This is a genomic window from Amycolatopsis sp. NPDC043885 (assembly GCF_056435685.1).
Map to the genome: position 1 here is coordinate 251,212 of NZ_JBWKEA010000003.1, position 14,157 is coordinate 265,368.

The following is a 14,157-nucleotide window of genomic DNA, read 5'->3' on the forward strand; positions in this document are numbered from 1 at the left end:
TTCACCTCACGGCTAACGTCTTCCGGCATCGTCCTTCCGCGACATCCATCCGCGACGACTGGGGGCACCGCCATGTCCGTCATCTCGAGGCGCACCTTCACCGCGGCCGGCGCCGCCGGCGTCGGCCTGTTGCTGTGCACGCCCACCGCCAACGCGCTCGACCGGGCACTGGCGCGCACCACGACCCGCGCGGTGCGCACCGCGGGCACCACGCTCGAAGCCGCGGCGGCCCCGCGGACCAGCGGACCGGGCTACACGCGGCTGACCGCGGGCCCCGGCTGGCCGCTCGTGGTCCGAGGCGACCTGGCCGCGCCGAAGTCCGGCCGCGACGATCGTCGCCGCGCGATGGCCTCCTTCGCGCAGTTCACCGACCTGCACTTCACCGACGCCGAAAGCCCGGCGCGGTTCGAGTACCTCCACCCGTTCGTCGGCTCGGCGCACCGGCCGCAGGAAACCCTCGGCCCCGTCGCGACGACAGCACTGGTCGAGCGGGTGAACAGCCTGAAGGCGGGGCCGTTCACCGGACGGCCGATCGACTTCATGGTCACCACCGGTGACAACACCGACAACCACGAACTCATCGAGCTCGAATGGTTCCTCAAGGTGCTCAACGGCGGCACCGTGAACCCGACCTCGGGCGACCCGAACGTGCACGAAGGCGTCCAGACGTCCGGGTCCTCGCACTACTGGAACCCCGGCGAGACGCTGGACGACGCGTACACGAAGAAGGGTTTCCCCCAGCTGCCCGGCCTGCTCGACGCGGCCTCGAACACCTTCACCTCGCCCGGTCTCGACGTCCCGTGGTTCTGCACCTTCGGCAACCACGACGACAGCATCGTCGGCACGGTGCCGGACCTGCCGGGGATGGACGCCTGGTACACCGGCCGCTTCAAGGTGATCGGCAAGGACGAGACGACGTCGCGAAAGCTCGCCAAGGCGATCGGGTCCGGCTCCGGCGTCCCGGTCACGGAGCTGTTCGGCGGCTCGGGCACGATCCGCGAGGTCACCCCGGACGAGCGACGGCGGCCCTTCAGCACCGCGGAGTTCGTGCGGCACCACCTCGACTCCGCCAACACCGGACCCGGCCCGGTCGGCCACGGGTTCAGCGAGAACAACGCCGACGGGCGGAACGTGTACTACACCTTCCGCATCGCGCCGGGGATCACCGGCATCAGCCTCGACACCACGACGATGGCCGGGCTGGCCGACGGATCGATCGGGCTCGGGCAGTTCACCTGGGTGGAGAACACGCTCAAGCGCAACAGCTCGACGTACTACGACTTCTTCGGGCGCAAGGTCACGCAGAACGTGACGGACGAGCTGTTCATCCTGTTCAGTCACCACACCAGCGACACCATGGGCAACGTGCTGCCGGACGCGCGCCACCCGCTGGAGCTCCGGCTCAACGGCGACACGTTCGTCTCGCTGCTGCACCGGTTCCCGAACGTGCTCGCGTGGGTGAACGGGCACACGCACCACAACAAGATCACCCCGCACGCCGGCAAGACCGCGAAGCAGGGTTTCTGGGAGATCAACACCGCTTCGCACATCGACTTCCCGCAGCACGCGCGGATCATCGAGGTCGCCGACAACGCCGACGGCACATTGTCGCTGTTCACAACCCTGATCGAGGCGGAGGCCCCATACGAGGCTTCGTACTCGGACACCTCGACGCAAGCGCTTGCGTCACTGTACCGGGAGTTCTCGTACAACGACATCCACGCCTCGCTTTCCGCCGTCGGTACCGCCCAAGACCAGAACACCGAACTCCTCCTGCCGAACCCGCTCGCCTGAGTTCCGCCTTCGATCACGCGAGTTACGCCTTCAATCACGCGAGCACGTGCTTGGAGGCGGAACTCGTGCGATCGGGGGTAACTGTTTACATACCTCGCGCGACCGGCGAAAATCCCTTCCCTACTGGGTGGACACGAGGGACGGAGCGGGGATGCGCATACGAGGGCTGGTCACGCTGCTGACGATCGCGACGATGACCGCGGTGACGGCACAGACGGCGGAGGCCGGACCCGGCCGCCCGCACGACGAGTCGATCGACTACCACGAATGGTCCGGTCACCACGGTTTCCGTGACGGCAGGCTCGAAGGGCTCGGCCTCGACCACGGCGCGCTGCGCATCGACCGCCCGATCGGCACGGTCGAGCACACCGAACCCACGCTCGGCACCACGAAGACCTACGAATACGGCCAGTGGACGTCGAGGAGTCACACGCAGGGCTTCGACGCCTCGCAGCTGGTCGCCTCGTGGAACGCGAAGACGCCCGCGAAGACATGGATCAAGGTCGAGGCGAAGGGCCGCACCGCCACGGGCACGGAGACGTCCTGGTACGTCATGGGCCGGTGGGCCAGCGGGGACGCCGACATCAAACGCACCAGCGTCGACGGCCAGAGCGACGCCAACGCCGCGGTCGACATCGACACGCTGGTCATGAAGGCCGGTGTCGCGCTCCGCTCGTACCAGCTGCGGGTCAGCCTGTACCGCGAGGCCGGCTCCCGCGCCACGCCGTCGGTGACGTCAGTCGGCGCGATGACGTCGCTCGTCCCGGACCGCTTCGAGGTCGAGGCCACGAAACCGGGCCGCGCCACCGGCATCGAGCTCAAGGTGCCCACGTACGCGCAGAACCTCCACAAAGGACAGTTCCCGGAGTACGGCGGGGGTGGCGAGAACTGGTGCAGCCCCACGTCCACCGAGATGGTCGCCGAGTACTGGGGCAAACGGCCCAAGCCCGAGGACATGAAGTGGATCCCGGAGGGTTACGTCGATCCGACCGTCGCGTACGCCGCCCGCTACACGTTCGACTACGCCTACGACGGAACAGGCAACTGGCCGTTCAACACCGCGTACGCCGCTTCACTCGGACTGCGGGGGCACATCACCCGTTTGCACTCCTTGAACGAACTCGAGAACTACATCGCGCGCGGCATCCCGGTGATCACGTCGCAGTCGTTCAAGGCCGAGGAACTCGACGGCGCGGGCTACGGCACCGCCGGGCACATCATGGTCGTCGTCGGCTTCACGAAGGACGGTGACGTGATCGCGAACGACCCGGCCGCCAACAGCAACGACCGGGTCCGAAATGTCTACAAACGACACCAGTTCGAGACGATCTGGCAACGCACCAAGCGGTACAACACGAATGGCGGCGTTTCCAGTGGTCCCGGCGGCGTCGCTTACATCATTACGCCCGGGCACTAAATCGATTCTGCGCGCGCGGCGCGTCCGTTGAGGGCGGCGGCGGGGGCATGGATGGAGGTTCCCCACCCGAGCGGATGTCGCGATCCCGGTCGTCTTCGTGGCAAGCTGCGAAGTCAATGACTCGGAGGTGGGCATGCCGTACGAGGTCCCAGGCGTCGTTTCCCGCGCCAAGGGTGAACCGGTCTCGCTGGAGTCCGTGACGGTGCCCGGCCCCGGGCCCGGCGAGGCCGTCGTCTCGGTCAAGGCGTGCGGCGTCTGCCATACCGACCTGCACTACCGTGAGGGCGGGATCAACGACGAGTTCCCGTTCCTGCTCGGCCACGAGGCCGCGGGCTTCGTGGAGGCCGTCGGCGACGGCGTCACCGGCCTCGAACCGGGCGACTACGTGATCCTGAACTGGCGCGCGGTCTGCGGCAGCTGCCGGGCCTGCCGCCGGGGCAAGCCCTGGTACTGCTTCTCGACGTTCAACGCCGCCCAGCCGATGACGCTGGCCGACGGCACCGCATTGTCGCCCGCGCTCGGCGTCGGCGCGTTCATCGAGAAGACGTTGGTCCACAGTGGACAATGTACGAAGGTCGACCCCGCCGCCGAACCGGCCGTCGCCGGGCTGCTCGGCTGCGGGGTGATGGCCGGTCTCGGCGCGGCGCTGAACACCGGCGCGGTGAGCCGCGGTGATTCCGTCGCGGTCATCGGCTGCGGCGGCGTCGGTGACGCCGCGATCGCCGGGGCGAACCTGGCCGGCGCGAAGACCATCGTCGCCGTCGACACCGACGACCGGAAACTCGCCTGGGCCAAGGACTTCGGCGCCACGCACACGCTGAACAGCAAGGGGCTGAGCGAAGAGCAGGTCGTCGAGGCGATCCGGGAGTTCACCGATTCGTTCGGCGCGGACGTCGTGATCGACGCGGTCGGCAGGCCCGAAACGTGGCGGCAGGCGTTCTACGGCCGCGATCTGGCGGGCACGGTCGTGCTCGTCGGCGTCCCGACCCCGGACATGCGGCTGGACGTGGCACTGATCGACTTCTTCTCGCGCGGCGGCTCGCTCAAGTCGTCGTGGTACGGCGATTGCCTGCCCTCACGCGACTTCCCGATGCTGATCGACCTCTATCTCCAGGGTAGGCTGCCGCTCGACAAGTTCGTCACCGAGCGGATCGCCCTCGACGGCGTCGAGCAGGCCTTCGAGCGCATGCACCGCGGCGACGTCCTCCGCAGCGTGGTGACGTGGTGAAGCTCTTCACCGACGCCGATTTCCCGGCCGATCCGTATCCGGGAGCGCGGCCGGGGCATTCGTTCGTCCACTTCGACGGCGCCGGGCACAGCCTCGACACCGCGCCGGAGGGCTGGCGCGAACGCCAGGCCGTGCTCGCCTACGGTTCGAACGCGTGCCCGTCAAAGATCACCTGGCTGCGGGAGAACATGGGCCTGACCGGTCCGGTCGTCGTCTGCCACGCGCGCTGCACCGACCTCGCCGCGGTCTGGGCGTCCGGTCTGCGGTTCCGGGACGGGCAACGGCCCGCGACGCTCGCCGCCGCGCCGGGCGTCGTCGAGGAGCACGCCGTCTGGTTCGCGACGCCCGGCCAGCTGGCCGTGCTCGACAAATGCGAGGGCAAAGGACAGCGCTACAACCTGGTGCGGCTGACGGCCCCGGCCATCACCCTTGACGACGGCACCGTGCTCGACGACGTCGTGGCGTACGTCGGCGCCGCGGACATCCGCCTGCCGATCCTGGTGGACGGCAGGCATATCCGCGTCGCCGACCTCGAACAGCGCCGCGCCGCCGCACTGCAAGGCATCCCCGCCGAAACGCACGGTCTGGACTGCACGCTGGTCGAGGCCGGGACGCTGGTCAGCGGATCTGGTGGTGAACCCGCGTCCGCGATCGACGTCGGCAGGGCGAGACTTGATCGTCCAGCTCACGAAGGTGCCGAAGGCGCCCTGCCACCGCGATAGCGGAGCCTTCGGCCGGGCGGGTTCACGCGTCGAGTCACTTTCCGAAAGAGTCTCTCAGCTCCGCCGACAGGCTCAGAGAAGCTTCCCGGGATTGAGGATCCCGGTCGGGTCGACGGCTTTCTTCGCCGCTCGCAACACTTCGACGCCGATCTCGCCGATCTCCGCCGCCAGATGGCGCGCGTGGTCGACGCCGACGGCGTGGTGATGCGAGATCGTGCCGATCCCGGTGATCGCCTCCGACGCCGCCGCCTTCGCCCGCTGCCATTGGCCGACCGGGTCGGCCTCGTCACGGGCGGTGAGCACGGTGAAGTACAGCGACGCGCCCGTTTCGTACGCGTGCGAAACGTGGCACATGATGATGGCGTTGCCGAGCGTGGCGGTGAGCGCGGCACGGACGGCGTCGCGCAGGTCGCTCAGTTCCGTCCAGTACGCGGCGGTTTCGAGGGTTTCGACGCAGACACCGTTGTCCATCAAGGCGTCCCGTTGCCGAGGTCCGGAGAACCGGCCGCGACGCCAGGATTCACCGAGCGCGGCCCCGATGCGGACGGCGTCGAACTCCTCCAGCACGTGGGTGGTCTCCTGACGACGCCGGGCGACCGCGCGCTTCGACGCGCCTTCCCAGCCGACGATCAGCAGGCAGGGCGCGTGCACTCCCCGCGCCTTGAGGTACCGGCGCAGCGCCTTGGTCTTCAAGCTGTCGTTGAGCGCCAGGGAAACCTCGCTCTCGTCCACATCGGACAGTCGTGTGACGTCCGCGAGCACGTGCCGCTGGGCGAGTTCGCGGACCGCCGCGGTGCCCTTCTCCCAGCCGTCGAGGACATAGCCCTCGTAGCGCCGCACCTCCGGCACCGGGCGGACCCGGAGGGCGACCTCGGTGATCACGCCGAGCGCGCCTTCGCTGCCGATGGCCAGATGCCGCAGGTCGGGTCCCGCGGCCGATGCCGGCGCGACGCCGAGTTTCCATTCCCCGCGCGGAGTCGCGAGCCGGACACTCGAAACCATGTCCTCGAACCGGCCGTAACCCGACGAAGCCTGCCCGGCGGACCGGGTCGCGGCGAATCCGCCGATGGTGGCGCGTTCGTAGGACTGGGGAACGTGCCCGAGGGTGAAACCGTGCGCGGCGAGCAGCCGGTCCGCCTCCGGGCCGGTGACGCCCGCTTGCAGGACCGCGATCCGGGAGACCGGGTCGACGGAGACCAGTTCGCCGAGCCTGGTGAGGTCGAGCGCGATCACCGCGCTCTTGTCCCCGCGCAGCGCCGCGACCCCGCCGACCACCGACGTCCCGCCGCCGAACGGGACGACGCCGACGTCGTGCCGTGCGCAGATTTCCAGTACCGACTGGACTTCGGCGGGATTCTCCGGCAGGACGACGGCGTCCGGCACCGGAAAATCACCGAACCCGCGCCGCCGCACCAGGTCCAGATAGGACAGACCGCTCGCCCGCGCGAGCCGTTCCCCCGGCGCCAGCAGGACTTGGTCGGCACCGACGAGTTCCTCGAGGTCTCGTTTCGGCTGTTCGCCCAGCACCGAATCGGGAACGGACAGCGCCGAATCGGGCGCGAGGGGCGCCGCGGAGCCCAGCGGACCGATACGCTGGACGAGCCACCGCAAGGCCTTCGCCGGAAGGTGGGCCGCGTCACCGCCTTCGGGCGTCCAGGATCGTCTTAACCGGTGGTCAATAAGCTCCGTCACGACTACAGTGTTACATATGGACGTAAAACGTCACTCACCTGCGGAAACAGGCGTTTCGGCGCTGGCGGACACCCGATCCCGCCAGGCCTCCACGCGTGTGTCCGACGACGTTCTGCTCGACGCCGCGAAGAAGTGCGTGCTCGCCGTCGGCGTGAGGCGGACCACCCTCGCCGAGATCGCCCGTACCGCGAAGGTCAGCCGGATGACCGTCTACCGCCGGTTCCCGGACGTGCGCAGCGTGCTCGCGACCCTCATGACCCGCGAGTTCGGCGGCCTGCTCCAGGGCGCCGCCGAGCCGGAGGTCGAGCCCGCCAACTTCCGCGAGAAGCTCGTACAGAGTTCGTCCGCCGCCGTCGCCGCGCTGTCGGGCGACCCGCTGTTCCGCACCCTGCTGGACCTCGACTCCGAACTGGTCCTGCCCTACATCGTCGAGCGGCTGGGGAAGACCCAGCGCTTCGCCGAAGGCGTGATCCTGCACCTGCTGAAGTCGGGCCACGAAGACGGCTCGATCCGCAAGGGCGACCTGCCTTCGCAGGCACGCACCCTGCTGCTGCTCATCCAGTCCTTCGCGTTCTCGTACCGCCCCGCCACCGCGGACGTGAACGAGAAGGAGCTGATGGCGGAATTCGCCCACGTACTCGACGCGGCGTTGCGGCCGTGACGCCGGGCTCGCTCAACGCCCTGCGGCGCGACCGGGAACTCACGGCGCTGGCCGGCGGCGAGCGGGTCGATCTGGTGGTGGTCGGCGGCGGTGTCACCGGCGCGGGGATCGCGCTGGACGCGGCCGCGCGCGGCCTCTCGGTGACCCTGATCGAGGCGTACGACCTGGCATACGGGACGTCACGCTGGTCCAGCAAGCTCGTCCACGGCGGCCTCCGGTATCTGGCCAAGGGCGATCTGGCGCTGGCGCACGAAAGCGCTGTCGAACGCGGGATACTGATGACCCGCACCGCCCCGCATCTCACCAGGGCGATCCCGCAGCTCTTCCCGATGTACCGCAAGACCTCCCGCGGCCAGCAGGCGTTCATCATGACCGGCCTCGTCGCCGGTGACGGCCTCCGCCGCGCGGCCGGGACCCCGGCGTCGGTGCTGCCGCGGCCGAGGTCGGTCCCGGCCGCGGAGGCGCTGGCGCTCGCACCCGGCCTGTCCCCTCAAGGCCTGCGCGGCGCGCTGCTGGCCTACGACGGCGCGCTGACCGACGACGCGCGCCTGGTCGTGAACCTGGCCCGCACGGCGGCGTCACGCGGCGCGAGGATCCTGACGAAGGTCGAGGCACTCCGGCTCGACGCGGAATCGGTGCTGGCCAGGGACAGGCTCACCGGGCAGGAGATCGAGATCCGCGCCCGTCAGGTGATCAACGCGACGGGCGTCTGGGCGGGAGAACTGGCGGAGTCGGTGCGGCTGCGACCTTCTCGCGGCTCACACCTCATCCTGGCCTCAGGAGCGGCGCGGATCGGCGCGACGTCGGTCAACGTGCCCGTTCCCGGCGAGAACAACCGCTTCGTCTTCCTGCTGCCGCAACCGGACGGCCGGGTGTTCGTCGGGGTCACGGACGAGCCGACCGATGGGCCGGTCCCCCGGGTGCCGTCCGTGCCGGAGTCCGATGTGGACTTCCTGCTCGAAGTGGCGTCGATGGCGCTCACCCGCCCGCTGACGCGCGCCGACGTCGCGGGTTCGTTCGCCGGGCTGCGGCCTTTGGTCGAGGGCGGCGGCGGGCGCAGCGCGGACCTCTCGCGCAAGCACGCGGTGGTGACCGGCGCCGACGGCGTGCTCACCGTCGTGGGCGGCAAGCTGACGACGTACCGGAAGATGGCCGAGGACGCCGTCGACGCGGCGCTGAAACGGTCCGGGCTCCTCGCCGGGCCGTCGACCACGTCCAGGCTTCCCCTGCTCGGCGCGACACCGCGAAGCCGCCTGTCCACTGTGGACGCGCCAGCGCGGCTGGTCGCGAAGTACGGAACCGAAGCACCGCGGGTCGCGGCACTCGGCGAGGTCGATCCGGAACTGGGCCTGCCCCTGTTCGACGGGACGGAGATCAGCGCGGCGGAAGTCGTCTGGGCCGTGCGGCACGAGGGCGCTCTCGACGTCGAGGACGTCTTGGAGCGCCGCACCCGGCTCGGCCTGGTCACCCCGGACGCCGAGGCGGCCCGCGGCCGCGTCCAGGACCTTGTCGACAAATCACTCGCCGGCCTCTCCTGACCCTCCCGCATTTAGTCCTCTGAATGCGGTGAAGCGCGCCCTAAACTTGACGGGTCGTTGGGTTTTTGCAACAGTATGTTCCATGAGCCCGGTCAGACGCGGCAAAGAGCTGCCGATCTACAACCGGCTTCCCGTGCTCCGGGCGGAGCGCGGACTGAGCAGGGCCGCCCTCGCGGCGGCCGTCGAGGTCAACCCGCAGACCATCGGCGCGCTCGAACGAGGGGACCACTACCCGAGCCTGGACCTGGCGTTCCGCATCTGCGCGGTGTTCGACCTCCCGGTCGAGGCCGTGTTCAGCCGCGAACCGTTCACGCCGCTGTCCACTCAGGTCTACCGGGAGGGGGGAACATGAGCGAGGAGCGAGGCCGCCTCGCGGCGTACTGGGAGCGCCAGCAGGAACGGCTGGACGAGGTGGAACGCAAGCGAGCGCTGAAGCTGCCGACCTGGCGCACGCGGAAACGGCGGCGAGCGTTGAGTGTGCTGGTGGTCGCCGGCGATCTGATCCTGATCGCCGGAGCGGTCTTCTATCAGGCAGGGCAGACAGGAACCTTCCTTGTGTGCTGGCTCGGCGGGGGCGTCGTGGCGGGCGGCGCCCAGTACCTGCTGCGGATCCTCACCGGCAAGATGAGCGGCGGGTTCTCGATGCGGCTCGACGAACGCGAGCGGGAAATGCGCCACCGCGTCACCTACGTCAGCTACCAGATCCTGGTGGCCCTGATGCTGTTCGCGGTGCTTTACGGCCTCTTGGCCCCCGGCCCCAAGGCCGGTGGCGCGATGATGGCCTGCGCGCTGTTGATCACCGGCACCACGGTGTCCGCCGTCATCCTGGGCTGGTCGCTGCCGGACGACGACCCTGAAGACTTCGAAGGGGTGCTCCCCGCATGACCACCACCCGCACGCGATCGGATCGCCGTCGTCTCGCCGTCGCGGCCGTGATCGGCCATCTGGTCGTGATCGCCGGTGCCGCCCTGCTGCGCGAGCCGACCTTGTGGTTCGCCGTTGGCCTGATGGGGCCCGGGCTGTGTCTCTGCGTCGGCACCGCGGCGGTGCTGCGCAAGGCCGTCGGCAGACCCGGCTCCGCGGCGAAGGATCTCGACGAACGCGAGCTGCTGCTGCGAAACCGCGCGCACTACGCTGCGTTCCAGGGGATCTGCGTGTTGATGCTGGTGGATCTCGGGTACGGGCTTTACGCGGCGGGGCAACCGGATTCCGGTTCGCTGCTGTCCGCGATGACAGCGGCGTTGTTCGTCTTCGGGACGTCGCTACCGGCGCTGTGGCTCGCCTGGCGGCTGCCGGACGATGACCCTGAAGACTTCGAGGGGGTGGCTCCGGCATGACCGGGGACAAGAAGCGGCACAAGATGTCCATCGGCGTGGTCGCCGTCGTGCTGGTGGCGGGTGGGGTCCTCGCCGGCGCGGGCCGGGCGGTCCTGGTGTACCGGGCCAGCTCGGTGGTGAGCAACGTCAAGCTGGACGGGCTGATCGAACGGAACCGCACGGTTTCCGGCGTCCATCGGGGATTCGCGGCGCTGGTGCGGTATTTCGAAGAGGGGAAGTGGAAATGAGCGAGGGGAAGCTGGAGATCGACAAGGTCTCCAAGCGCTACGGCGCGAAGGTGGCGCTGGACGAGGTGAGCTTCGAGGTCCAGCCCGGTGAGCTGTTCGGCTTCGTCGGCAGCAACGGCGCGGGAAAGACCACCACGATGCGGATCGTGCTCGGGGTGCTCGCGGCCGACTCCGGCCAGGTGCGCTTCGGCGGCGCCCCGATCACCCACGAGACCCGCACGCACATCGGGTACATGCCGGAGGAACGCGGCCTGTACCCGAAGATGAAGGTGCTGGAGCAGCTGGTCTATCTCGCCGAGCTGCACGGGATGTCGGCCAACGACGCCCACCGCAGTGCCGAGAACTGGATCGCCCGGCTCGGGCTGACCGAACGGCGCAAGGACGAGGTCCAGAAGCTGAGCCTCGGCAACCAGCAACGCGTGCAACTCGCCGCGGCGCTGGTGCACGATCCGAAGGTGCTGGTGCTGGACGAGCCGTTCTCCGGCCTCGACCCGCTGGCCGTGGACGTGATGAGCGGCGTGCTGCGCGAGAAGGCCGCGACCGGCGTGCCGGTGGTGTTCTCCAGCCACCAGCTCGATCTGGTCGAGCGGCTGTGCGACCGGGTCGGCATCATCCGAAGTGGACGGATGGTCGCCTCCGGCACCGTCGGCGAGCTGACCGCCGGTGCGGGCAACGGTCTCGTCGTCACCGCGCCCGCCGCCGCGCCCGGCTGGGCCGCGTCCGTTCCCGGTGTCCGGACGGTCGAGCAGAACGGCTCGACGACGATCCTCGAACTCGAGGCGGGCGCCGACGATCAGGCCGTGCTCGCCGCGGCGCTGGCCACCGGCCCGGTCACCGAGTTCACCAAACGCAGGCGTTCGCTGACCGAGCTTTTCCGCGACGCGGTCGCCGAGAAGCCGGCGGCACAGGGAGTTTCCGCATGAACACCGTATCTTCGTGGCGCGCGGTCTGGCTCATCGCCAAACGCGAGCTGAACACCCGGCTGCGCACCAGGTCCTTCGTGGTCGGCACCGCCGTGCTGCTGGTCATGCTGATGGGCTACGTCCTGCTGCAGTCCACGCTGATCAGCAACGAGGACAAAAGCAAGGTCGGGCTCACCGGCCAGACCGCCGGGATCGCGCAGCAGCTCAAGACCGCGGGCGAGGCGATCGGCGAGAAGATCGAGACCGTCACCGTCGCCGATCCGGCGCAAGGCCGGTCTCAGGTCGAGAACGGCGACCTGGACGCGTTGCTGTCCGGCAACGCCACCGAGCTGAAAGTGCTCGTCAAGTCCGATTTGGACACGAAGCTGCGTTCCCTGCTGAACGGCGTGTCCCAGCAGGAAGTGCTGAACGGCATCCTTTCCGAGGCCCAAAAGTCGCCGGACGAGGTGATGCGCACGGTCCACCAGACCCAGGTCGAGGTCGACTCGATCAAACCGCCGGACCCGGAGAAGTCACAGCGGATGGTGATCGGGCTGATCGTGGCGGTGCTGCTGTACATGAGCATCGTGACCTACGGGACGCTGGTCGCGCAGGGCGTGGTCGAGGAGAAGTCCAGCCGGGTGGTGGAGATCCTGCTGTCCACGGTCCGGCCGTGGCATCTGTTGCTGGGCAAGGTGATCGGGCTCGGGCTGGTCGGGCTGACGCAGCTGGTGATCATCGGCGGCGCCGGGTTCGTCGTCGCGTCGGCGACCAACGTGCTGACGCTGTCCGGGGTCGCGACGAGCGCGCTGCTGTGGGGTGTGCTGTGGTACCTGCTCGGGTTCCTGCTGTACGCCACCGTCTACGGCGCCATGGGTTCGCTGGTCTCCCGGCAGGAGGACACCCAGTCCGTGATCGGCCCGGTCAACATCGTGCTGATCCTCGGCTTCGTCGTCGGATTCAACCTGCTGGCGCAGGCGCCGGAGGGCACGGGCACGAAGGTGCTCTCCCTGGTGCCGCTGCTTTCCCCGGTCCTGATGCCCGCCCGGATCGCCGCCGGGACCGTCGAGACGTGGGAGATCGCGCTGTCGCTGGGCCTGAGCGTGGGCGCCATCGCCCTGTTCACCTGGCTGGGCGCGCGGATCTACCAGAACAGCGTCCTGCGGGTCGGCAGCCGGATCAAGCTGACCGAGGCGCTGAAGGGCTGACCCGCGAGTCCGTGAAGGCCTCCTTCCCTACCCTGAGAGTAGGGAAGGAGGCCTTCACGGACCTTTGATGGCGCCGTAGCGCTCCAGCGCGACCTGACGTTCATGGGCGTGGTCGACCATGGGTGCGGGGTAATCGGGCACGCCGGCGGGTTTGTGCACGGCTTTGCCCTGCACGGAGCGGAGTTCGGGGACGTAGCGGCGGACGTAGTCGCCGGAGGGGTCGAACTTCTCCCCTTGCGTGGTCGGGTTGAAGATCCGGAAGTACGGCGCCGCGTCGGTGCCGCTGCCCGCGACCCACTGCCAGTTCAGCTGGTTCGACGCGAGATCGCCGTCGACCAGATGCTTCATGAAATGCCGCGCGCCGAGCCACCACGGCAGATGCAGGTCCTTGACCAGGAAACTCGCCACGATCATCCGGACACGGTTGTGCATCCAGCCCTCGGCGAGCAGCTGCCGCATCCCCGCGTCGATGATGGGGAACCCGGTGCGTCCCTCGCACCACCGCCGGAAAGCCTCGTCGTCGCTCTCGTGTTCCATGGCGTCGAACCGGGAATCGTAGTTCTTCCGCGCGGTTTCGGGACGGTGCCACAGGACGTCGGCGTGGAACTCACGCCAGGCGAACTCACCGCGCAGCGCCTTGGCGCCGGATCCCTCGTTCCCGGCGAGGTCCGCCAGCAGGGTGCGCGGGTGGACGCACCCCCAGCGCAGATACGGCGAAAGCCTTGTCGTGCCGGGCCGATCCGGCCGGTCGCGATCTTCGTCGTAGGTTTCGAGGCCGTCGTCCAGGAACTCGTGCCAGCGTTCGAGCGCCGCCCGCTCACCGGGCTCCGGCAGCTCCATCCCCTTGAGCGACGGGGACTTCGGGAGCTTGACGGAGCGCGGCGGTTCCACCCAGTCCACTATGGACTTACCGGTGTCCGCGGGCCGCGGCCAGCCGTGGCGCACCCACGCGCGGTAGAACGGGGTGAACACGCGATAGGGATCGCCGTCGGGTTTGGTGATGCGGCCTGGCGTGATCGCGTACGAGGAACCCGTCTCGACCCAGTCGATGTCGTGCTCCGCCAACGCCTTCTTGACCTCGTCGTCGCGGCGGCGGCCGTACGGGCCGGTGTCCGCGCTGACGTGCACCGCCGCCGCGCCGATCTCGCGCGCGGCCTTGACGACCTGCTCGGCCGGGTCGCCCTTGACGAGCATCAGCCGTCCGCCGAGCTGATCGTCCAGCGCCTTCAGGCAGCCGTGCAGGAACGCGACGCGCGGGGCACCGGAGGGTTTGAGGAGCGCGTCGTCGAGGACGTACAGGGCTAGGACGTGCTTGCTGTGTTTCGAGGCCTCCAGGAGGGCGGCGTGGTCTCCGAGGCGGAGGTCGCGGCGGAACCACAGCACTACCGGGGCTTCTCTGGTCACCCTGGAACCCTAAGGCCGCTCCCGTGG

General features: G+C 69.1%; 14 protein-coding genes. 12 read left to right on the forward strand and 2 right to left on the reverse strand.

The window, feature by feature from the left end:
• Positions 1-72: 72 nt before the first annotated feature.
• The 4 genes from AC069I_RS14120 to AC069I_RS14135 all read left to right on the forward strand — a co-directional run bounded on the left by AC069I_RS14120 (position 73) and on the right by AC069I_RS14135 (position 5,161).
• Entirely contained in the window at positions 73-1,794 is a 1,722-nt protein-coding gene (locus AC069I_RS14120; protein ID WP_478265582.1) for a TIGR03767 family metallophosphoesterase, read from the forward strand.
• Between the two features lie 151 nt (positions 1,795-1,945).
• On the forward strand, positions 1,946-3,211 hold the full coding sequence (locus AC069I_RS14125; RefSeq protein ID WP_478265583.1) for a peptidase C39 family protein: 1,266 nt from the start codon (positions 1,946-1,948) through the stop codon (positions 3,209-3,211).
• Positions 3,212-3,344: 133 nt separating this feature from the next.
• A complete protein-coding gene (locus tag AC069I_RS14130; protein WP_478225341.1) occupies positions 3,345-4,439 on the forward strand; it encodes an S-(hydroxymethyl)mycothiol dehydrogenase in 1,095 nt (364 codons plus the stop codon).
• Positions 4,433-5,161, forward strand: coding sequence for a gamma-glutamylcyclotransferase (locus AC069I_RS14135; protein ID WP_425341993.1), 729 nt, complete (start codon positions 4,433-4,435; stop codon positions 5,159-5,161). The genes AC069I_RS14130 and AC069I_RS14135 overlap by 7 nt, the downstream gene beginning before the upstream one ends.
• A gap of 72 nt (positions 5,162-5,233) precedes the next feature.
• Here the strand turns inward: AC069I_RS14135 and AC069I_RS14140 are convergent, their stop codons facing one another.
• Complete coding sequence (locus tag AC069I_RS14140; RefSeq protein ID WP_478235453.1) at positions 5,234-6,853, reverse strand: FAD-binding oxidoreductase; 1,620 nt, start codon at positions 6,851-6,853, stop codon at positions 5,234-5,236.
• Between the two features lie 97 nt (positions 6,854-6,950).
• On the opposite strand from AC069I_RS14140, the gene AC069I_RS14145 reads away from it, so the two are divergent.
• The 8 genes from AC069I_RS14145 to AC069I_RS14180 all read left to right on the forward strand — a co-directional run bounded on the left by AC069I_RS14145 (position 6,951) and on the right by AC069I_RS14180 (position 12,726).
• A complete protein-coding gene (locus AC069I_RS14145) occupies positions 6,951-7,514 on the forward strand; it encodes a TetR/AcrR family transcriptional regulator (RefSeq protein WP_478225544.1) in 564 nt (187 codons plus the stop codon).
• Positions 7,511-9,052 (forward strand): glycerol-3-phosphate dehydrogenase/oxidase, encoded by a 1,542-nt coding sequence (locus tag AC069I_RS14150; RefSeq protein ID WP_478225338.1) that lies wholly within the window; start codon positions 7,511-7,513, stop codon positions 9,050-9,052. Before AC069I_RS14145 ends, AC069I_RS14150 begins: the two co-directional genes overlap by 4 nt.
• An 82-nt stretch (positions 9,053-9,134) precedes the next feature.
• Positions 9,135-9,404, forward strand: coding sequence for a helix-turn-helix transcriptional regulator (locus tag AC069I_RS14155; RefSeq protein WP_034308595.1), 270 nt, complete (start codon positions 9,135-9,137; stop codon positions 9,402-9,404).
• Positions 9,401-9,937: a hypothetical protein gene (locus tag AC069I_RS14160; RefSeq protein WP_478225337.1), complete on the forward strand. Its 537-nt coding sequence runs from the start codon at positions 9,401-9,403 to the stop codon at positions 9,935-9,937. The genes AC069I_RS14155 and AC069I_RS14160 overlap by 4 nt, the downstream gene beginning before the upstream one ends.
• Complete coding sequence (locus tag AC069I_RS14165) at positions 9,934-10,389, forward strand: hypothetical protein (RefSeq protein WP_340686646.1); 456 nt, start codon at positions 9,934-9,936, stop codon at positions 10,387-10,389. The genes AC069I_RS14160 and AC069I_RS14165 overlap by 4 nt, the downstream gene beginning before the upstream one ends.
• Complete coding sequence (locus AC069I_RS14170; RefSeq protein ID WP_478225335.1) at positions 10,386-10,616, forward strand: hypothetical protein; 231 nt, start codon at positions 10,386-10,388, stop codon at positions 10,614-10,616. Before AC069I_RS14165 ends, AC069I_RS14170 begins: the two co-directional genes overlap by 4 nt.
• On the forward strand, positions 10,613-11,539 hold the full coding sequence (locus tag AC069I_RS14175; RefSeq protein WP_478225334.1) for an ABC transporter ATP-binding protein: 927 nt from the start codon (positions 10,613-10,615) through the stop codon (positions 11,537-11,539). Before AC069I_RS14170 ends, AC069I_RS14175 begins: the two co-directional genes overlap by 4 nt.
• On the forward strand, positions 11,536-12,726 hold the full coding sequence (locus AC069I_RS14180; protein WP_478225333.1) for an ABC transporter permease: 1,191 nt from the start codon (positions 11,536-11,538) through the stop codon (positions 12,724-12,726). Before AC069I_RS14175 ends, AC069I_RS14180 begins: the two co-directional genes overlap by 4 nt.
• A gap of 54 nt (positions 12,727-12,780) precedes the next feature.
• Here AC069I_RS14180 and AC069I_RS14185 read toward each other — a convergent pair whose 3' ends face one another.
• Entirely contained in the window at positions 12,781-14,130 is a 1,350-nt protein-coding gene (locus tag AC069I_RS14185; RefSeq protein ID WP_478235458.1) for a cryptochrome/photolyase family protein, read from the reverse strand.
• Positions 14,131-14,157: the final 27 nt, after the last annotated feature.